The sequence below is a fragment of the Acinetobacter sp. TSRC1-2 genome, assembly GCF_049895885.1.
In the GTDB taxonomy this organism is placed as follows: Bacteria; Pseudomonadota; Gammaproteobacteria; order Pseudomonadales; family Moraxellaceae; genus Acinetobacter.
The window spans coordinates 21,510-41,595 of record NZ_JAFCTF010000001.1; the positions used below are offsets into that span (position 1 = coordinate 21,510).

Below are 20,086 nucleotides of genomic sequence, written 5' to 3' on the forward strand. Positions count from 1 at the left end.
ATAACGATGATTATGAGCAATTCAGACATCTTCCAAATGCCAACAGAATTAAAGTTGGAACAACTGAGCTTTTGCCCATCTAATGCCAAAGGATTACAAGAGTGGGTGTCTAATTTATCCATTCTGCAACTCGGAAATTCTTCAAAAGAACTTTTCAATGCGTTATTGGAGATATCAGAACTGAAATGCCCAGAAATGCTGCGTTTCGATTTAATTCAAATCCTACATCCGACTATTGATAATGTATTGATCAGCCTGGAAAAGCATTTTTTTAATCAAGGCTTGATTACAAACGATCGTAGTGATCAAATTATTGAATTGGCTATGCTTTTACGTAGCCATTTCGCTAAGATTTATATCGACATTTCAAAACGTTGTAACACCCAATTAAGTCTGCAAAAGTTTTCTATTTTTGCGTTTAATCAAAAGAAAAGTTTGCAGACCGCCAGAATTGTTTCGACTTATTACGCGTTGCAGCAACTTTCATTATTACTTTATCAACAACATTTGCTCTATAGCACACCGTTATTTGGTCAATGGCTGGTTGCACATCAATTACTTGAATGTGCAATTAAGAATAATTTTTATCAAACCAATATCAATCAAATTTTAGATACGCAGCATCAATTACAGACCATTACTCAAGCTTATTCCCAACTCATTTTATTGGATATTTTCAATACCCATCAAATTCGTCCATCAGAAATGCAAGGCTTATATTTATGTAGTTTTGACTGGGCAAAACTGGTTCACATTTTACCTAAAGAAACCACGCTTTCTCGCTATATTGTAGATACCAATAAAGATCATCCACCGGTTTTCAATGTCAATCAATCCAGTTTATATAAACCGACAATCTACATTTCAACGCAACATTTATTAGATCATCTATCTGAAACCCAAACTAAAAAAGCGGGTTATTTATCGCGTAATGAAAAGTTATTCCTGACTCCCGCATTACACTTCCATATTCATAATTTACTTACAACCAATATTGAACGTCGCCATGAGCGCTACGAATATTCAGCACAATTGCAGATCTGTTTTAGTCTTTCTGTGGCCCACTTTTACTTATCTAAAGGTAAAAACTTTCACGAAACCTTAGAGGTAGAAAATAACTATCATTTCCAAAATGAAAGTACATTTATCAATTCAATGAATTCAAATATTCCCGCTGAAATCACCACAGCTAAAGTTCTGGATCGGGAAGCAAAACAAATCTATCCAGCTGAAGTTCTGGATATTAGTGTCAATGGTTACAGAATTAAATGGACTGGTGTTACACCCTCAAATTTAAAAACCGGGGAATTTATTTTAATGCAGGAAAATACCAATAGCCCTTGGCGCGGCGGTGTGGTTCGCTGGATTAAACAGTCAACAGAAAAAAGCTTGGAACTGGGGCTTGAAGTATTGGCGCAAGATTTATTCCCCTGCTCCGTCATGGTAAAAACTGAGCGTAACAGCAGTAACTACCAACCTGCGCTTATCGTTCAAACCTCTCAACTTGATAATGTTTCAACCAGTTTAATTGTATCGGGCTCGCATATGTTTAGAGAAAAACAGACCATTCATTTGCGATTAGGAAAAGAAGAATTAAAAATTTACCTGACCAAAGCACAACTTATTACTCAAAGTTTTATCCGTTTTGAATTTGAGTTGCTTAATGATCAGCAAGAAAGCCTGATTAACAACTTTATCAACAAACGAATGAATGAAATCAAGAATCATGATTTATGGGAAGCATTGAAGTGAGAAATCCATTATTGTCTAAAAAGTTAAAACGTACCGAGACACGTTTACTCATTATCGATGATAATCAAATACGTTTTAACCAAATTCTTGACCTTTTAACATCGAGTGGACATGTTGTACATGCAGCATTGCTGGATGATTTACAAAATTTTGAAAAACAATTACATCAAAACTGGGATCTGGTCATTTTTGGCCGTGCTTATGACTTAAAATACGAACAGGCATTAAGTTTAATCCAATTATCCAAACAACCCAACTTACCTATTCTTCTTCTAAAACCAGAGAATTATCAGGCAGATCAATATGCCGGTTATATTCGTAAAGGCGTTTACGACATTTTAAATCTGGATTATCCAGATCGTTTTTATATTGGTTTGCTCCGTGCACTTTCATTAAGTCGTTTATTGCTCACTCAACAACATTTAATGGATGAGTTAGAGTCTGCCCACACCCATGCACAATCTTTAGTACAGGATAGCAATAAAGCCATTGCACTTATTCAAGAAGGCATTCATATTCAGGCTAATCCTGAATACTTACAACTATTTGGGATTAAAAACGAGGAAGATATCGTAGGTCTTCCTTTGCTTGACCTGTTACAACCGAAAGATTTGAACGACTTTAAATTACGTTTTAAAAAAATCACTCAAGGTCAGTTTGATTTAGGCCGATTAGAAATCGCCACATTAAATGACCATGTTTCTATTCCGAATCCGCTTAAAATCGAATTTTTACCCGCTACGGATGAAGATGCATTACAAATTACCATTGATATTGAAACTTCTGAACCGGGTAATATAACATCTGTAGCAACTGAAAAAAGTATACAGAAACCTAATACCTATCAGCAAATTAATCGCGCTCTTACCAAGCAGCCTGCTAATATTAATGCGTTGGTTCTGTTCTCTTTAGCCTCTTGTCCTGAAAATATTTTCGAAGCTAATTGGGTCACTTCAAAAAACTATTTCAGTCAGATAAAAGAGTTTTTAAAAGAACAAACCCATGTTCCATTATTTAAAGTTTCACCCGGTATTTTTACTGGCTTATTCCAGGCAGAATCTCAAGCTAAATTAGAATCCAAGCTTATTGGGTTAAGCTCACTCACCAAGCCGCAATTATTAACAGTCAATCAATCAAGTTATCCGCTTAATTTGAGAATTGGATATGTGATCTTAGGTGGTGAAATTCGTGACGAAAGCCATTTTGAACAATTTATTAGTTCAGCTTACAACACGGCTTTACCACAAAATGCACCGACCGCAGAGCTTGAGTTAAAAACGCATTTAGATATTCCAACGATGGAACTTCACCGTCCAGAAATGAAGCCGTTAAATTCTTCGCCTGAATCTTCATTAATCAGAGCCTTAGAAAAAAGCTTGGATCGCGGAGAGATTCATCTTAAATATCAACAACTTTATGATAAACAAGACACAAATTTATATACTTATGAAGTCACCAGTGGCTTTATTTTTGAAAATTCCTGGAAAGATTTATCCAGCTTAAGAGAATTGGCAGAGGACCCGGAATTATCAATTAAACTGGATCGCTGGATATTAGTTGAATCATGTAAACAGTTACATAATTTTATTACGCAGTATCCTGAAGCCAAGTTGATTGTGAATTTGAATAAAGAAGTGTTATTTCACGATCGAACCTTCCCTGAATTTATTTCTAAGCTGATCACGATTGTACGCAGTAAATTAACGCATCCGCTTATTTTACAATTTTCAGAAGAAGACCTTACCCAGAATATTTTAGATGCACACAAGCATATTACTCAATTACGCCAGTTTGGTGCTGAAGTATCATTAAGAGACTTTGGTAATACCATTTATAGTGAATCTGCTGTACGTCAACTGGATATCAACTGCTTGACATTGCACCGTACACTGACTGAAATGTTAAGTACAGAACAATCTACTCAGGAATTACAGGAAAAAATTAAAATTTTCCATGAAATTAAACCTGTTGAAATTATGCTACGCGAATTAAATGATATGACGCTGTTCGCAAACGCTTGGAATGTAGATGCCCGCTTTATTCAAGGTGATTATTTCCAGAAAAAACTGGATCACCTGATTGATGTGCAAGACCAATAGGTCTTGTACATATTTTCTTGCTGCAACATACACAAATTTCAGGTATAAAAAAACGGGCATTTGGCCCGTTTTTTTACATTTAACGGTATTAGTCAGGACGTTTGATAGAACGTGACATACCAGAAAAACGTTGTTTAAACTTGTCGATACGACCGCCAGTGTCCACATTCTTCTGTTTACCAGTATAGAAAGGGTGGCAAGCTGAACATACGTCAAGGTAAAGAGTTTCTTTACCAATCGCTGAACGAGTTTCGATTACGTTACCACATGAACAAGTAGCAACTAATGTTTCATATTTTGGATGAATATCGGCGCGCATCGTCGATTACTCCTAAGTTAAGAAAGGCTTATGCTGTCATCGCAATTGATCACTCTCATGATTCATGAGGAGAAGCCTATCCAAGGAAAAGCCAGATCAACACCATAACAGACCATTCTTTTGGCCCACCGAGACGGATACCGCCAGAGCTAAGCACAACAAGTGGGCGTAATTATACGGCAGAAAAGATCAGATAGCGAATTATTCTTTCAACTCATCTACAGCTTTAAATTCATCTACAGGGTGCTTTGACCAATAGTTGGCAATCACACCACACACCATCAATTGAATTTGGTGGAAAATCATAATCGGCAAAACAATCATCCCTAAAGGCTGTCCGATAAATAAGATTTGTGCCATCGGTACACCACTGGCCAAAGTTTTTTTGGAACTGCAAAAAAACATCGCAATTTGATCTTCCCGGTTAAAACCCAGCCATTTTGGAATGTAGAAAGCCAACAGCATAATCACAGTTAAAAATACCGAGCATGCCACTGTTAAAATTGATAAGGTTTGCCAACTGACCACATCCCATAATCCTGCAACTACTGCCCCGCTAAAAGCACCATAGACCACCATGAGAATAGTGCCCTGATCGAAAGCCTTGACGATACTGGGTAATTTCAACATAAACGGATAAACATACGGACGTAATAACTGCCCCAATACAAAAGGCACCAGTAATAATAAGGTAATTTGAATTATGGATGAGGTCGGATCAAAGCCATGTTGTGACTGACCTAAAATAAAAAAACTGACCAGTACCGGAGTAATAAACATCCCGACAATATTGGAAAATGAGGCACTACACACGGCACTGGCCACATTTCCCTTTGCAACAGAGGTAAAGGCAATAGAGGACTGAACGGTTGAGGGCAAAAAGCACATGAACAAGAAACCCCAGTATAATTCGCGCCCCAACAAGGGCAATAAAACAGGCTTCGCCAACAAACCTAAAAGCGGAAAGAGTGCAAATGTGAAAGCAAACACCACCACATGGAATTTCCAGTGCATGATGCCTTGAACTACAGCTTCTCTAGACAGCTTTGCGCCATGCAAAAAGAATAAAATTGCAATTGCACTCGAGGTAATCACCCCAAAAATATTTGCAGCAGAACCTGATACTGGAACTATTGTTGCCAAGATCACCATAATAATCAGCAAAATAGTAAAGCGGTCCAATGCCAACAGTTTTAACATTGCTACGTCCTGTAATTATTAAAAAATATAAAAAAGCCCAATAAGTGAATTTACCTAGTGGTAAAGTTTCATCTTACTGGGCTGAATAAATAAAACCAGTTTTTCAATGCAATGTTGAATATTTAGTTTATCTATATCACTTTATGATTGGATTTCTTTCATAAGTCCCTTTTATTTCTCCCTTATAGAAGAAAAATAAAAAGGGTGTCAACAATGATGAAGAAGTCTATTAGTTATTTCTGGCATTTACATCTTGCTGAATCAGCTCGATTTTATAACCATCTGGATCTTCAACAAAAGCAATGACTGTTACGCCGCCTTTCATTGGCCCGGCTTCACGTACAACTTTACCACCTCGTGCTTTAATTTCTTCGCAGGCTTTATAAGCGTCATCCACCGCAATGGCAATGTGACCATATGCATTCCCTAACTCATAACTTGCAGTATCCCAGTTATGTGTCAGCTCTAACACAGTATTGTTTTTTTCATCGCCATAGCCCACAAACGCTAAAGTGAAACGACCTTCTTCATAATCACGTTTACGAAGCAAAGTCATACCGAGCACTTCAGTATAGAACTTTAACGACTGTTCCAAATTGCCTACACGTAACATGGTATGCAGCATGCGCATCTTTGATTTTCCTATTCATTCCTTATTTACTGCCAATATAGGCAATGCAGCGCGATAATTCAAATTTTACCCATTAAAAAGCAGCGAAGGACGCTGCTTTTTAAACAAATGATTATTCCGTAGGATTGGATGAACTTCCCTCACTCAGCGATGGTGGTATTAATCCAGACGATGTTACTTGTCCAGTTTCGCCAGATGCATTTCCCCTCTCTTCACCCGCCCCTCCACAACCTGATAAAGCAAAGACTACTCCTCAACCAATGCGTCACACGACACATAAGTTGTCTTTATCAGTAACTAGAATTCAGAAACTTAGATACCATTGCGATACGTAATATTATTAAGCAACGACATAACTAATGTCATTTTTAAAGTTTCGCGACACAACCTGTGTCTTTTTCTGAAAAATGAGTTTCCAATAAGTGGGTTAGACTTCTATGTTTATCAAAGAATTTTTTATAGTAAGCTATGAATTACTCTAAAAATGCTCATAACAGAATAACGATGACTGACACCATAAATTTAGCTACTTCGACACTTAATAATATTATTGACTGGTTGCAAGGCAAAGAGCCATTAGACAGGTCTGAATGGAGCCTAGAACTACTTAAAATATTAGATTTAGAAAAACAAAAAGAAGTCTATGAAAAATTCCTTAGCTTAGGTAGCCTTTATAGAGTAGGAAAAGTAAAAAATTATGACTTATACACCTATTTTGTCGATCTTGAATATGCATCAGGCAACTGGTTTTTAAGCATAAAATTTAATAAAAACAATCAGATTTCAAGCATTTTATTAACGCCAAACAGTCGGGCAATGAGTCAGCATCTGGCAATATCAGAAGAGTTAAATGAGTTCGTAAGAGAAGAATACTTCGAAATTAACATCACTAATAATCTAGGTATAGAGGCATGTATAACCTCTCCAAAAAAACAAACGCCTACTGCATTAGTTTTATTTATTCAGGGCAGTGGAGCTTCTGATAAAAATGAGAACATGGGGTACTGCACTCCTTTCTTTGATTTGGCAGTAGGGCTAGCAAAAAACAATATTTCAAGTATTCGTTTTGATAAGCGTTCTTGGGCATACCCTTTTATTAGTGTTAAAGATCCTACAGATGAAGTTATTAATGATGCTGTTTGCGCTGCAAATTTAATCCGCCAAAAAATTAAAGCATCTAATCTACCTTTAATTATTCTAGGACACAGTCAGGGGGGAACTTTTGTAACCCAAGTAGCAGAAAGATTAGACATATTTCCTCATGGTTTCATTTTACTCGCAGCTCCGAGTTCTAACGATTTACATTCAAGATTGATTGATCAACTGGATTATCTAATTCAAAAAAATTCTGAGAATGAAGATTCCCTTTTAAAAATGAAAAATGAAGTTAGAGAGTCTTTGACTAATTGGAAAAGTCATACTCCAGAGAGAGTTAAAAATATAAAATTGATATTCAACTACTCTATAGAATATTTAAGCTATTTGGATGCTTACAATCCAATTGATGTAATTAGAAAAGCTAATATTCCAACTCTTTTATTACAGGGAAAAGGAGATTATAAGGTTTTGGAAAATAAAGACTTTGTTGAGTGGGAAGTTGGATTAAGTATAAATAAAAATGTGACTTTTAAGCTTTATGAAAACTTAGAGCATTGTTTCGTAGACTCCAAATGTGCAGAAAAACATACCTTTGCAAAAGTTGATTCAGAAGTTATAAAAGATATCTCTAACTGGATATTAACTCTTTCAAAATTATAAATATTTAAAAACCGCCATATTTATTGGCGGTTTTTTATCAATAACAACTTATGTGTCGTTCAATGACATTCTATGTATCGTAGATGACAAACCTTATGTCGCTTGACGCAATGGTCAAAAGTTGATTTTCATAATTTCCCCTCGGTTAAAAACCAAAGGCTTTAATTACCATAAATCACTGATTAATAATAATTTAATTATAAAAACCCGATCACTCATCCTGGTTTTATTTGTAGTTCAATCACACTCTAAAAAGAAAAAACCTATTTCATCAAAAAGATAAAATAGGCTTTTAATCGCTAAATCTACTTGAACAGGCTTGTTTAGCTTTGTTGAGCGGAATGTTCCTTTAACAACTTCGCCACCCATACCACTAAAATTAAAATGGGAACACCAATCAGCGTGGTCATGAGGAAGAAATTCGGATAACCAATATTGCTTACGATCGTACCCGAATAACCGCCTAAAATTTTAGGAGTTAAAGTCATCAGTGAGCTAAAAATCGCGTATTGCACTGCGGTAAATGACACACTGGTCAAGCTCGACAAGAACGCAATAAATGCTGCACCTGCAAGTCCTGATGCCAGATTATCGACAATAATGGCAAAATATAACCACACGGAGCTGTACGGTTTAATCACCTTGCCTGTAATTTCAACTTCGTCAGTGGATTGGGCATTTATGACTGGTAAAGGCTGAACATCGACATCTAAATCTTTGGCGGTGCTCAAATTCATATTGGTCGTATAGCGATGCTGGGTGGTTGACAAGACTTGATTATTTTCAATCACTTCAGCAACGAGCTGTTTAGAAGCTGAATTGATCAAAACCTCAGCCGAAATTGCTGCACTAAACACGCCTGTTTTATCCAGATTTGCATCAAATTTCTGACCATCTAAACCTAAAACAATTTTTTGAGATTCAGTTAATGGCGATCCAAAATACTGACCCCGAATCACCAAACTGTTATTTTTCTCATATAAAGCAATGGTATTGTCACTGGTCACAGGCAATATCTGCATGCTGGATTGTTCCGCATCCTGCTTTAAATATGGCAGCCTGGTCATCGCTGGATTCTGAGAACCATCCTGATATTGTGCCGTAACTTGCAATTCATCCGCTTGCGCTAACACCTGACTGGGTACTTTGAGTTTCCAGTATCCCACTTCATCGGACTGCACTTTATAACTGTGCTGCCCTACTGTGACATTGACATCATTGACTTGTTGCCCTGATTTTACCAAGCCAATAAAAATTAGATTGGTTGAACTGGCCAAAATTGCACCGACAAACATTAACTTCATAATGTTCATGCGTTGTGCCAGTAAACCACCCAAGAAACCACCGACCAAACTAAAAATTACACCATAAATTTTAACTGCTTCAGCAATTTGCTCTTTGCTGAAGTTTAAATCTTGATAAAACACGTTGGAGATTACACCGGCAATAATGTCGGAAATACGGTAAAAACCAATTAACAGCAACAGCACTAATGCCAGTTTCACACCATAACGTTTGAAGAAATCTGCAATCGGATTGACCCAGGTTTCAAATGCCATTTGCTTGTTGACAGCACCCATTTTCACCAGCAAGGTACCAATCAATAAGGCAACAGCAGCAGAGCCAATAAAACGTAATGCTTCAAAGCAAAACAATAAGAAAGAATCTGAAATTTCAAATTGTGATTTAATCGCTTCGGTTAAATTTCCAGAGAAAATATAGCTTAGTACAAAACTGATCACGGCCACAAAGAATACCGCGACCAAACGGTAGTAATCGGTACGTTTATAATCTTTATAGACCCGATTCACTTGTGGTTCACGAATAACCAATGTGGTAATAATCCCCACCACCATCACTGCAGCCATGGCCAAATAAGTGATTTTCCATGCGCTATAGATATAGTTACCTTTCGCTGTACCCAAGGATGCCGCTAAAAATAACGCCCCTGCACCCGCGACAATCATCCCGATGCGATAACCTGCATTATAGGTAGAAGCAAGCACGGTCTGCATTTGAGTTTCTGCAAGTTCAATACGGTAAGCATCAATGACAATATCTTGTGTTGCCGCAGAAAAGCCCAGCAACACTGCCCCCACCGCCATTTGGTACAAATAACTTTGCCCTAATGCAGGGTTTGAAAATGCCATAATACAAATGGCGCAGATAATCAGTACTTGTGCAATCAGCAACCATGCCCGGCGGCGACCGAGTATTTTCGTTAGTACCGGAACCGGTAATTCATCAATTAACGGCGCCCACACAAACTTGAAAGAATAACCCAGTGCGGCCCAGCTAAAGAAAGTCACCGCACTTTTATCAATTCCGGCTTCTCCCAGCCATAAAGACAGGCTTGAAAAAATCAGTAATATCGGAATACCTGCGGAAAAACCCAAAAACAGCATAATGAGGGCACGGCGATCAAGAAATGCCGTAAAGGCCGATTTCCATCCAGTAGATTGTATTGTCATTGATTTATTATGTTCTGCAAAAACTCAATGTCGCTATTCAAACGCGTAATGCGATAGGTTTCAACAATATTTACGAAATCATTATTTTATTTTATCGATTAAAGCAGCATGTCCGCTTGAATTTTTCAAACAAACCTGTATACCTTTAAACCTCTACCGCAATATTTCGTTTTGGATTTTCACAGTGACCCAAAGACTCGAGCAAATGAACTCTTCTTTATCCGCCAATATTATCAGCAACATTGAACAACCGAGCCAAAACATTTTAACTTCAGCATTTGAACAACCAGAAATACAAAGCACTTTAGAAAAAACCAAACTGAAATCTGAACAACTGACGCATATTCCTAATTACGATAAAATTCCTGCGTCAACACGTCGTCTTAAACCCCTAAATAATTTTCTGGGGCAAGATCGCGCGCGGGCCTCTGTAGAAGCAGGTATTGCTTTACCTTATTCAGGCTATAACATTTTTGCTGTGGGTACGGCGGGCCTCGGCAAACGCACCATGATTAAGCGTTTATTGCGACAACACGCCAAAACCATGCCGACACCAAACGACTGGGTGTATGTCAATAATTTCAAACTGCCACGCCAACCGATTGCGCTAGAGCTTCCATCCGGTCAAGCAGCGAAATTTCAAACACTGTTGCATCAGACTTGGCAAACCATTTTAAAGCAATTAGAACGCCGTTTTACTGCAGAAATTTATCACAATCGTATTGAACTGATTCGTCAGCAAATTGGGGATGAGCAACAGCAAGCGTTAATAGAACTCACTAAAGAAGGTGAAGCGCTTGATCTGAAACTGATTACACGTCATGAAGAACATTGTTTTGTACCTGTGCATTTCATTAATGATTCCCCTCAAGAAATGACCCCAGAGGAAATTAATGCGCTCAACAGCAAAGCGCGTGCTGAAATTTCAACCAATATGCGTTACATGGACAAAAAACTGGAACGCTTAGGCCTACATTTAGGCGATTTGGAAGATGATGCACGCGACAAAGTGCAAATCTTAAATCGAGATATCGCAAAACAAGTGGTGATGCCGCGTATCGAGCAGATCCTGAATAAATTTGGTGAAGTGGAAGGTTTAAAGGACTATCTCAAATACTATGCCGAAGATATTATTAACAATGTCGAAATCGTGCTTGAGCAAGAAGAAGATGACTTTACGCCAGGCCTATTTAGCCGAGTGCCTGCGCGTTATCAAGCCAATATCATTGTTTCCTATAAGCCAAATTCTGGCGCACCAGTCATTTTTGAAGACTTCCCAACGCATTACAATTTATTGGGCCATGTCGAACAGCTTACCCAAAACGGCACCATTACCACAGACTTCACCCTGATTCGCCCAGGCACATTGCACAAAGCCAATGGTGGCTTTTTAATGCTGGAAGCTGAGCAGTTGCTCGAACAGCCTTATGCATGGCAAGGTTTAAAACGTGCCTTAAAATCAGGGCAGCTAAAATTATCTTCACTGGAACATATGCTGACTTTAACCGGCAGTATTTCGATCGAACCTCAATCTATTCCATTGAATTTAAAAGTTGTTTTACTTGCTGAACCTGAAGTCTATTATGAAATTCTAGAAGTAGAACCAGAACTGGGCAGTGTATTTAAAATTCGTGCTGACTTTACAGATACATTACAACGTAATGACAGCAATGAGCAGGCATATATGCAGCTGATTGCCGATTATGTGCAAGCAGATAAATTACTGCCTTTTGAGCGCTCTGCTTTGGCTGCACTATTGACAGACTCGAGTCGTCAAGCTGAAGATCAAAGTTCATTGTCATTACATGCTTTAACTTTGGGTGATTTGATTCGTGAAGCCCATCATCATGCTGAAAAATCGGGTGATAAAATCGTTACCGATAAACATATCAATACCGCACTCGATCATCGTAAGTACCGCCTAGGTTATTTACGTGAATTGTACTGGGAAGATTTGTCTCGTGGTACACAGTTGATTGAAACTAAAGGGCATCGTTTAGGACAGATCAATGCCCTGTCTGTAATTCAGTATGCAGATGTTGAATTTGGTTTGCCTTCGCGTTTAACTGCTTCGGTTTATCAGGGTGGTGGCGATATTCTGGATATTGAGCGTAGTGTAGAACTCGGTGGCTCCTTACATGCCAAAGGTGTGTTATTGATGTCGAGTTTCTTAAAGGCGCATTTTGGTCGTGAACAGACTCTACATTTTTCTGCTGCCCTCGCCTTTGAGCAAAGTTATGGTCAGGTGGATGGTGACAGTGCAACCGTGGCTGAACTGTCTGCATTATTGTCTGCGATTAGCCAACTGCCGATTGACCAGTCCTGGGCAATTACTGGTTCAATGAATCAACTTGGTCAAGTTCAACCAATTGGTGGCGTGAATGCGAAAATTGAAGGTTTCTTCGATGCTTGTAAATTACAAGGCTTAACTGGCAAACAAGGTGTGATTATTCCACGTCAAAATATGCAACATTTAATGCTACGACACGATGTCATTGAAGCAGTTGAAAAAGGTCAATTCCATATTCATGCCATTCAGACCATCGATCAGGCTTTGGAAATTCTGATGGCGCGCCCTGTCGGCACCCTAAACAAGAAAGGTCGCTATAGCAAAAATTCAATTTATGCTGCTGTTATGGAGCAACTCGAATATTGGCAGGCCATTGAAGATGGTGCAGAGTTTGAAGATGACTCGAAGAAAAAAAAGAAAAAGAAAAAAGCCAAGAAAAAGCTAAAAGAGGAAGCAGAAAAACAACCTGTTCCGTCTGATGTAGTCGAATCTAAAAAGGCCAGCAAGGACAAGTCAGAAGCAGAGTAATCTGCTTCTTTAAAAAGCCTTTAGTAAAAAACCTTCATTCAAAACTTCCATTAAAAAAGCGCCTTAAGGCGCTTTTTTAATCACTTCACAACTGAATTAAGCTTCAGCTGCTGGGCTGTATTGTTCTACCAAGGTTTTTAACTCACCTTTTTGGAACATATCTAGCATGATATCGCTACCGCCAATTAATTCGCCATTAATCCACAATTGTGGAAAGGTAGGCCAATTTGCAATTTGTGGTAAAGTTGCGCGAATGTCTTGGTTTTCCAAAATGTTTACATAAGCAAATGGACGACCAATTTGACTGAGTGCTTCTACCGCACGTGCAGAGAAACCACATTGTGGGAATTGCGGCGTACCCTTCATATAAAGAAGTACTGCATGTTTAGCAATTTGGTCGCGAATTAACGCTTCAGTGTCGCGTGCTTGTTCAGTCATTGATAAATCCTCAACTAATCTGCCTCGCATTATACCCAAAACTTAACAAAACAGTATGACTAAAGCAATATTTCCATTTTTATTTCCATTTGGGCTTTTATTCTGTAGCAGTTTTTGCTTAGATAAACCTTTATTTCCCCCCCTAACAGATAAGAGTTAGTCATGAATAACATTACCCTTGCCCCGGTGCAATCTGATCAACCTTCACACTTGATGCCAGTATTTGGCCGTCAGCCGATCAGCTTTGTTCGCGGTCGAGGTTCTTATCTTTATACAGAAGATGACACTGAATATTTTGATGCACTTACAGGAATTGCCGTATGTGGTCTAGGTCATGCTCATCCTGTTATTGCTGAAGCCATTGCCGATCAAGCTGCAACCCTGATTCATACCAGTAACTTATTTGAAGTGCCTTGGCAAACAGCTGCAGCGCAAAAATTAGCTGAAGTGTCAGGCATGGAAGAAATTTTCTTCTCGAACAGTGGTGCAGAATCTAATGAAGGGGCAATTAAAATTGCCCGTAAATTTGGCTCAATGCAAGGTATTGCCACTCCAAAAATTATTGTTGCGGATCGTTCTTTTCATGGTCGTACCATGGCGACCCTTGCTGCAACCGGCAACAAAAAAGTTCAGGAAGGTTTTGGACCACTGGTTGAAGGTTTTATTCGTGTACCTTTTGGTGATATTGAAGCCATTGAAGAAGCAGCAATTAACCATCCGGACATCGTGGCTATTTTTGTTGAACCGATTCAAGGTGAAGGCGGTGTAAATACTGCCCCTCAAGGTTTTAGCTACCTCGAAGAAATTCGTCAAATCTGTAATCAGCATAACTGGTTGATGATGCTTGATGAAGTTCAAACAGGGAATGGTCGTACCGGTAAATACTTTGCTTACCAGCATACCAACATTGTTCCCGATGTTTTAACCACGGCAAAAGGCTTAGGGAACGGCTTCCCGATTGGTGCGGTGATGACTCAAGGTCGTGGTGTCGGTGTACTGACTGCAGGCAACCATGGTTCAACCTATAGCGGTACAGCATTGGGTTCACGCGTTGTTTATACTGTAATTGATCTTATTCAAAAAGAAAATCTGGTTGAAAATGCTGCGAAAATGGGGAGTTATATCGTTGATCAACTGGCTCAACAACTAAACGATCAAAACATAACAGTCCGTGGTTTCGGTTTAATGATTGGTATTGAATTACCAAAAGACTGTGGTGAACTGGTGAATATTGCCCGTGATGAATATCATTTGATTATTAACGTGACTGCAGGTTCGGTGGTTCGTTTATTGCCAACACTTAATATTACTCAAGAACAAGCGGATCAACTGATTTCTCGCCTGGTAAAAATGATTAAGGCTTTTTTGGCTTAATTCTTTAATCGTTGAAAAAATGAAAAGCCGCTGATAGCGGCTTTTTTTCATACTGATCGGCTTTTATGAAGCTTCTTGAGAACTTCGGCCACCGGGTAACTGGCAGAAATATTGTTTTAATGCCTCTAAACAACGGTGAATTTTCATTGGCTGTTGTTCATGTTTTGAAATAATGGCATACAAGGTGAAACTAGGTAATTTCCACTCCGGTAAAACCTCAACCAAAGCACCATTGATTAAATCTTTTTGTGCATCTAGATATAAAATTCGAGCGATACCATGCCCTTGCTGACATAATGCTTTGGCAACCAAAACATTATTTGAGGTCAATCTCGAACTCATTTCTAAACTGATGTCTTCACTTGTCACACCATGCTGGAATGACAAATATTGATAATTTTTGATCACATTCATTGGAATTAAATCATGATGCTTTAAATCCTCGGGACGTGAAATAGGTGTCGACTGATTCAAATAACGCGGTGAAGCAACCAGAACCTGCTCAACTCGAGCAAGCGGCACAACATGCAAATTATTATCTTCAATTTTTGAACTTATGCGCAACGCAATATCAATACGACCTTCAATTAGGTCAATATATTGATTGTCAGCTTCTACATGAACGGCCAGCCCTCGATGAGCAGACATCCAATGTGACAATGCTGGAATGACATGATTTGCAGCTAATTCTGGTGTAGTTGCAATACGTAAATCCCCAACAAGATCATCACGCAGTTCATTAATCCTTACCTTTCCACGCTCTGCAGCAGCAAGCATCTCTTGACAGCTGTGGAAAAAAGCTTGTCCCGCTTCAGTTAAACTCAACTTTCTGGTAGAACGATGTAAAAGTGTAACTTCCATCTCATGTTCTAAAGAACGAATTTGCTGACTTACAGCGCTGGTGGTGATGCCTAAATCACGGGCAGCACCACTGAACGAGTTTTTTTCTACAACACAAGCAAAGACACCCATTGCTCGAAGTTGATCTAACATAAATTTCCCTCTAACTTATGAGATGCTTTTATCTTCCGATAAAATCATCTCATTGTATTATACGGTGAAATTTAAGTAATGCATCAATTTATTTAATTAATAGGTAATACCTTGGTCGGATCAATAGGCTTACCATCTAGACGAACCTGGAACTCAAGCATGGTACGGGTTGTACCTGATGAACCCATCTCTGCAATCTTCTGCCCAGCCGTCACATTCTCTCCACTTTTCACGTTCATTTTACTGTTATGTGCATAAGCTGAAATGTAACCATTAATATGCTTGATCAGAATCAAATTACCATATTCTTTTAAACCGTCTGCTGCATAAACTACTTGCCCATCTGCGGCCGCATAAATGGCATCACCCACATTACCGGTATAGCGAATCCCTTTAATATTATTGGCTAAATTAAAGTTTTGCAGCACTGCTCCATTGCTTGGTTTAACCCAACGTAATGCAGATGCTTTAGAAGATGCCACAGGCGCAGTTGGAACATTCGCTACAACAGGTGCAGTAGGTTTCACTGGACTGGTTGGAAGTTGTACGGTTTGACGTTGAATCGGCGCAGCTTGTGTCACAGCTTGAGTCGTGGTGGTACGGCGTGAACCTGAATCTTTTAAACGCAAAGATTGCCCCACATAAATGCGATACGGCGGCGTGATGTCATTCATATCCGCAACACTGGTATAGGCTAAACCATAACGTGCAGCAATCCCACTTAAAGTATCACCAGAACGAACCGTATAGTAGTCTGGTGCAGCCGCATAACGTGTTGAATTATGAATTTGTGGTTTTGAAGCACAACCACTCAAAATAACAGTGGAAATAACCGCTGTAGACAACACAATGGTTTTCAGCAAGGCTGAAGGCGTAGCTAATAAGCGATAAGATGACACCAAGAGCATTACTCTTCCTCTCTACATATAAATGTATTTATTGAATTGCGCTAAGATTAGCAAAAAAGTATATAAAAAATTATTTCAACACTACATTTTCACAAAGTTATAACACTACTTCAGCCTATTTAGAAAACTGTGCATGCAATGTGTTCAAAATCTCGTAATTGGTAGCATCCATTTGAATAGGTGTGATACTGACATACCCATTCGCGACTGCAAAAAAATCCGACTCTATTTCAGTTAAACCTTTTTTGGGATCCGCCACAGCTTCGCCAGAAAGCCCAATCCAATAGACTTGACGGCCACGTGGGTCTACATGACTGGTAATGGGTTTTGATTGACTACGTCGGCCCTGATAAGTAATTTTCGAACCTTGTAATTCAGGCACATCAGGAATATTGACATTAAAAATGTGACGTGGAGGTAAAACCGGTAAACCTGAAGCAATAAAATCATGCACCCATTGTGCAGCGACAGCATAATCTTTTGGGTTTTCGTATGAACGGACGTTTTGGCCTGCCATCGACACGGCAATTGCGGGCTGTTTCATTAAGCGACCTTCAAATGCTGCCCCTACTGTTCCAGAATAAAGCACATCATCGCCCAGATTAGCGCCACTATTAATACCGCTAACCACCAGATCAAATTCAAAATCAAATAACCCATTCATAGACAGATAAACACAATCTGCTGGTGTTCCATTGACTGCCCAAACATCGGGGGAAATTTGGATAGGACGTAATGGTCGATCTAGAGTCAAAGCACTGGAATAACCACTGCGCTCGCTTTCTGGCGCAACAATCACTACACGCCCCAAAGGCGCTAAAGCATGCGCAAGCGCTTGGATACCGGGAGCAAAAACACCATCATCATTGGCAATTAATATATTCACTTAAAATCTCGTAACGGTGTAGAAAATGACTGGTCAGAACATTTGATTGAATAATATAAAGAATTATATATATTTAACGATCGACATCCATTCAAAATGTGTGACTAAAAAATGATTAAAACGATCTCACTTCGTGGCTTCTTGGGTTTAGGTTTTGCAGCATTACTATCACAAGCTGTTTTAGCCGATGAAGGCCTAACTCAAGCAGAAGCCAATACCCTGATTAAAGAGGACATTGCTTCAACTCAGGTTATGGCTGAAGTGTGCCCTGCGATTCTGGGTAAAAATGCAAAATTTAATCACAATATTCAGCAACTGATTCAGGATTATCTGCAAGACTATTCAGATAAATCGATGACTTACGATAAAATTCAGGCAGATTCAGAATATAAATCTGTTCTTGATGAAGCGCGTCAAGCTGCCAAAGAAACCAGTAAAGATGAACAAAAATCAGTGTGTGATGAGGTCGTAAATTACGAAGCATAAGTCACAACAGATCATTGATATAGAATACTCAACCTAGTGAGCATCCTATATGTGGGCATGAAGATTATCCACCTTCATGCCCTGTTTTTATAAAATAAATATAAGTCAAATTCACCTCTCAAAGTCGATTCATTGATTCTTCAATTTTCAACAGCTTCAATACATTTGTGTACTTACAATTACTAAAAATATCGTTAAGCTTATTTATATTGTTATGTTTTTAAATAATTTAGGTCTGCTTAAATGAAATTATCTCTGTTCAAATCTCTTTCTTTGGGTCTATTGACCACTGCTGCAATGTCATTTTCAGTGACTCATGCTGCCAAACAACAAGACGAAAATATTGAAGTTACTCCCATTCAAAAAGTCACTCAACAAGAACTTGCTGCAATTTATGTACTCTCGGAAGTATGCCCAAGCTTGGTAAAAGATGATGCTCAGTTTTCGAAAGGATATTCCAAACTTGCGCATGAATATTTACCTCAGGAAAAAGATGCGGTTTCAGCTTTAAACAAGCTCAGCAAAGAGAAAAAATTTAAATCAATTTTAGCTGAAGCACGTAGTGATGCGAAAAATGCAGGTGATGCTAAAAACAAAGAAATTTGTCAGGAACTCACTGCATACAGCAAATAATACCAATTGGTTACAATACTTTTAAAATAAGCCGATTTCTCCGTAGAAGTCGGTCTAGCTTTATCCTAGAATGCTAGGCTCTTTGTGCTTATATCAAGATATTGGAACCACCTAGAATGACCCACAAAAGCGCCCTTGCTGCATTATTACTCTTGCCTAGTTTCACATTCGCAGCATCTGTCTTATCTGCACCGCCAGAACTCAATAATAAATCTTATGTTTTGATGGACTATGAGACGGGGCAAATCCTCGCATCTAAAAATGAAAACGAAAAATTAGCACCTGCCTCAATGACCAAGATGATGACCAGTTATATCATCGAACAGAAGTTGTTGAGCGGTGATCTTACGGAAGATGAAAAAGTTCGTATGAACGAGTCGGCATGGTGTCGTGGTAGTAGCACGGAATCATGTATGTATGTACCGCTGAACGGTACTGCAACAGCATTGGAAATGCTTCGTGGGATTATCATCCAGTCAGGTAATGATGCTTCTAAAGCCATGGCAGAACATATTGCCGGGAATGAAGGCACTTTTGCCCACATGATGAATGAAGAAGCAAAACGTATTGGCATGACCAATACCAGCTTCATCAATTCAACAGGTATGCCTGCTGAAGGTCACTACTCGACTGCAAAAGATATGGCAACGCTTGCGCAACATATCATTCATGACAGTTCAAAGTATTACCCAATCTACTCTGAAAAAGAATTTACTTTTAATGGCATTAAACAAGGTAACCGTAACGCCTTGCTTTATACCGACCCAAGTGTAGACGGTTTAAAAACCGGTCATACTGACGAAGCAGGTTACTGTTTAACCACTTCTGCCAAACGCGGCCCACTGCGTTTAATTTCAGTAATTTTTGGTGCGCCAAGCATGAACGAGCGTGCATCTCAGACACGTGAAATCCTGGCCTGGGGTTATGCCAACTTTGAAACCGTTAAAGTACAGCCTGGCAATCAGGTCTTGGCTAAAGCGAAAGTTTGGTATGGTAAAAGCAATGACGTTCAAATTGGCTTAGCTGAAAACTTTAACGTTACCCTGCAGAAAGGTCAGGCTAACGCGATCAAAACACAACTGGTTGTTCAACCAAAACTGACTGCACCACTTAAAAAAGGTCAGGTGGTTGGTAAATATGTGGCCAGCATTAACGGTAAAGTGATTTCAGAAAAACCGCTTATTGCACTTCAAGATGTTGAAGAAGCAGGTTTCTTTGCAAAAATGATCGACCATATCAAACAATTTTTCTCTAACTTATTCTAATTTAAAACTTTAGACTTAAGTTCAAGCATCTATACTTCGGTCTAGGTGCTTTTTT

The 20,086-nt window shown here is 38.9% G+C and carries 16 protein-coding genes; 8 read left to right on the plus strand and 8 right to left on the minus strand.

All coding sequences use genetic code 11. The features are described 5' to 3' along the window. The first annotated feature begins 6 nt into the window (after nucleotides 1-6). Both ACP69Y_RS00115 and ACP69Y_RS00120 read left to right on the plus strand, forming a co-directional pair. The gene (locus ACP69Y_RS00115) at nucleotides 7-1,752 is read left to right on the plus strand and encodes a GTPase (RefSeq protein WP_425915083.1); all 1,746 of its coding nucleotides are present in this window, start codon (nucleotides 7-9) and stop codon (nucleotides 1,750-1,752) included. Beyond that, nucleotides 1,734-3,851: an EAL domain-containing protein gene (locus tag ACP69Y_RS00120; RefSeq protein ID WP_425915085.1), complete on the plus strand. Its 2,118-nt coding sequence runs from the start codon at nucleotides 1,734-1,736 to the stop codon at nucleotides 3,849-3,851. The genes ACP69Y_RS00115 and ACP69Y_RS00120 overlap by 19 nt, the downstream gene beginning before the upstream one ends. 88 nt (nucleotides 3,852-3,939) lie before the next feature. On the opposite strand, the gene rpmE is transcribed toward ACP69Y_RS00120, so the two are convergent. The 3 genes from rpmE to gloA form a co-directional block, all read right to left on the minus strand. After that, a complete protein-coding gene (gene rpmE, locus ACP69Y_RS00125; RefSeq protein ID WP_131214716.1) occupies nucleotides 3,940-4,170 on the minus strand; it encodes a 50S ribosomal protein L31 in 231 nt (76 codons plus the stop codon). 201 nt (nucleotides 4,171-4,371) lie between these two features. Beyond that, on the minus strand, nucleotides 4,372-5,370 hold the full coding sequence (locus ACP69Y_RS00130) for a bile acid:sodium symporter family protein (RefSeq protein ID WP_425915088.1): 999 nt from the start codon (nucleotides 5,368-5,370) through the stop codon (nucleotides 4,372-4,374). A gap of 229 nt (nucleotides 5,371-5,599) precedes the next feature. Further along, on the minus strand, nucleotides 5,600-6,001 hold the full coding sequence (gene gloA / locus ACP69Y_RS00135; protein ID WP_425915090.1) for a lactoylglutathione lyase: 402 nt from the start codon (nucleotides 5,999-6,001) through the stop codon (nucleotides 5,600-5,602). 504 nt (nucleotides 6,002-6,505) lie between these two features. Here gloA and ACP69Y_RS00140 point away from each other — a divergent pair. Continuing rightward, entirely contained in the window at nucleotides 6,506-7,759 is a 1,254-nt protein-coding gene (locus ACP69Y_RS00140; protein ID WP_425915092.1) for an alpha/beta hydrolase family protein, read from the plus strand. A 323-nt stretch (nucleotides 7,760-8,082) separates the two neighbouring features. Here ACP69Y_RS00140 and ACP69Y_RS00145 read toward each other — a convergent pair whose 3' ends face one another. Next, entirely contained in the window at nucleotides 8,083-10,230 is a 2,148-nt protein-coding gene (locus ACP69Y_RS00145; protein ID WP_425915094.1) for an AmpG family muropeptide MFS transporter, read from the minus strand. Between the two features lie 205 nt (nucleotides 10,231-10,435). Here ACP69Y_RS00145 and ACP69Y_RS00150 point away from each other — a divergent pair, with 205 nt between their 5' ends. Beyond that, nucleotides 10,436-13,048: a Lon protease family protein gene (locus ACP69Y_RS00150; RefSeq protein ID WP_425916030.1), complete on the plus strand. Its 2,613-nt coding sequence runs from the start codon at nucleotides 10,436-10,438 to the stop codon at nucleotides 13,046-13,048. 96 nt (nucleotides 13,049-13,144) lie between these two features. On the opposite strand, the gene grxD is transcribed toward ACP69Y_RS00150, so the two are convergent. Beyond that, nucleotides 13,145-13,486 (minus strand): Grx4 family monothiol glutaredoxin, encoded by a 342-nt coding sequence (grxD, locus tag ACP69Y_RS00155; protein WP_425915096.1) that lies wholly within the window; start codon nucleotides 13,484-13,486, stop codon nucleotides 13,145-13,147. A gap of 162 nt (nucleotides 13,487-13,648) precedes the next feature. Here grxD and ACP69Y_RS00160 point away from each other — a divergent pair, with 162 nt between their 5' ends. Next, nucleotides 13,649-14,860: an aspartate aminotransferase family protein gene (locus ACP69Y_RS00160; RefSeq protein WP_425915098.1), complete on the plus strand. Its 1,212-nt coding sequence runs from the start codon at nucleotides 13,649-13,651 to the stop codon at nucleotides 14,858-14,860. A 63-nt stretch (nucleotides 14,861-14,923) separates the two neighbouring features. Here ACP69Y_RS00160 and ACP69Y_RS00165 read toward each other — a convergent pair whose 3' ends face one another. The 3 genes from ACP69Y_RS00165 to surE form a co-directional block, all read right to left on the minus strand. After that, entirely contained in the window at nucleotides 14,924-15,853 is a 930-nt protein-coding gene (locus ACP69Y_RS00165; RefSeq protein WP_425915100.1) for a LysR family transcriptional regulator, read from the minus strand. A gap of 92 nt (nucleotides 15,854-15,945) precedes the next feature. Continuing rightward, nucleotides 15,946-16,761, minus strand: a complete 816-nt coding sequence (locus ACP69Y_RS00170) for a peptidoglycan DD-metalloendopeptidase family protein (protein ID WP_425915102.1) — start codon at nucleotides 16,759-16,761, stop codon at nucleotides 15,946-15,948. Between the two features lie 115 nt (nucleotides 16,762-16,876). Beyond that, nucleotides 16,877-17,647 carry a 5'/3'-nucleotidase SurE gene (surE, locus tag ACP69Y_RS00175; RefSeq protein WP_425915104.1) on the minus strand — a complete coding sequence of 257 codons (771 nt, stop codon included), beginning with the start codon at nucleotides 17,645-17,647 and terminating at the stop codon, nucleotides 16,877-16,879. Nucleotides 17,648-17,758: 111 nt separating this feature from the next. Between surE and ACP69Y_RS00180 the strand changes: the two genes are divergently transcribed. The 3 genes from ACP69Y_RS00180 (at nucleotide 17,759) to dacC (ending at nucleotide 20,031) form a co-directional block, all read left to right on the plus strand. Next, on the plus strand, nucleotides 17,759-18,133 hold the full coding sequence (locus ACP69Y_RS00180; protein WP_425915106.1) for an MCR_0457 family protein: 375 nt from the start codon (nucleotides 17,759-17,761) through the stop codon (nucleotides 18,131-18,133). 243 nt (nucleotides 18,134-18,376) lie between these two features. After that, nucleotides 18,377-18,766, plus strand: a complete 390-nt coding sequence (locus ACP69Y_RS00185; RefSeq protein WP_425915108.1) for an MCR_0457 family protein — start codon at nucleotides 18,377-18,379, stop codon at nucleotides 18,764-18,766. A 116-nt stretch (nucleotides 18,767-18,882) separates the two neighbouring features. Beyond that, nucleotides 18,883-20,031 (plus strand): D-alanyl-D-alanine carboxypeptidase PBP5/6, encoded by a 1,149-nt coding sequence (dacC, locus tag ACP69Y_RS00190; protein WP_425915109.1) that lies wholly within the window; start codon nucleotides 18,883-18,885, stop codon nucleotides 20,029-20,031. The last annotated feature ends 55 nt before the right edge of the window (nucleotides 20,032-20,086 follow it).

Coding starts and splice junctions, on each gene's coding strand:
- grxD (WP_425915096.1), bottom strand. CDS start 13,486: ATGACTGAACAAGCACGCGACACTGAAGCGTTAATTCGCGACCAAATT.
- ACP69Y_RS00145 (WP_425915094.1), bottom strand. CDS start 10,230: ATGACAATACAATCTACTGGATGGAAATCGGCCTTTACGGCATTTCTT.
- ACP69Y_RS00120 (WP_425915085.1), top strand. CDS start 1,734: ATGGGAAGCATTGAAGTGAGAAATCCATTATTGTCTAAAAAGTTAAAA.
- ACP69Y_RS00150 (WP_425916030.1), top strand. CDS start 10,436: ATGAACTCTTCTTTATCCGCCAATATTATCAGCAACATTGAACAACCG.
- ACP69Y_RS00165 (WP_425915100.1), bottom strand. CDS start 15,853: ATGTTAGATCAACTTCGAGCAATGGGTGTCTTTGCTTGTGTTGTAGAA.
- ACP69Y_RS00130 (WP_425915088.1), bottom strand. CDS start 5,370: ATGTTAAAACTGTTGGCATTGGACCGCTTTACTATTTTGCTGATTATT.
- ACP69Y_RS00160 (WP_425915098.1), top strand. CDS start 13,649: ATGAATAACATTACCCTTGCCCCGGTGCAATCTGATCAACCTTCACAC.
- ACP69Y_RS00180 (WP_425915106.1), top strand. CDS start 17,759: ATGATTAAAACGATCTCACTTCGTGGCTTCTTGGGTTTAGGTTTTGCA.
- rpmE (WP_131214716.1), bottom strand. CDS start 4,170: ATGCGCGCCGATATTCATCCAAAATATGAAACATTAGTTGCTACTTGT.
- gloA (WP_425915090.1), bottom strand. CDS start 6,001: ATGCGCATGCTGCATACCATGTTACGTGTAGGCAATTTGGAACAGTCG.
- ACP69Y_RS00140 (WP_425915092.1), top strand. CDS start 6,506: ATGACTGACACCATAAATTTAGCTACTTCGACACTTAATAATATTATT.
- ACP69Y_RS00115 (WP_425915083.1), top strand. CDS start 7: ATGATTATGAGCAATTCAGACATCTTCCAAATGCCAACAGAATTAAAG.
- ACP69Y_RS00185 (WP_425915108.1), top strand. CDS start 18,377: ATGAAATTATCTCTGTTCAAATCTCTTTCTTTGGGTCTATTGACCACT.
- ACP69Y_RS00170 (WP_425915102.1), bottom strand. CDS start 16,761: ATGCTCTTGGTGTCATCTTATCGCTTATTAGCTACGCCTTCAGCCTTG.
- dacC (WP_425915109.1), top strand. CDS start 18,883: ATGACCCACAAAAGCGCCCTTGCTGCATTATTACTCTTGCCTAGTTTC.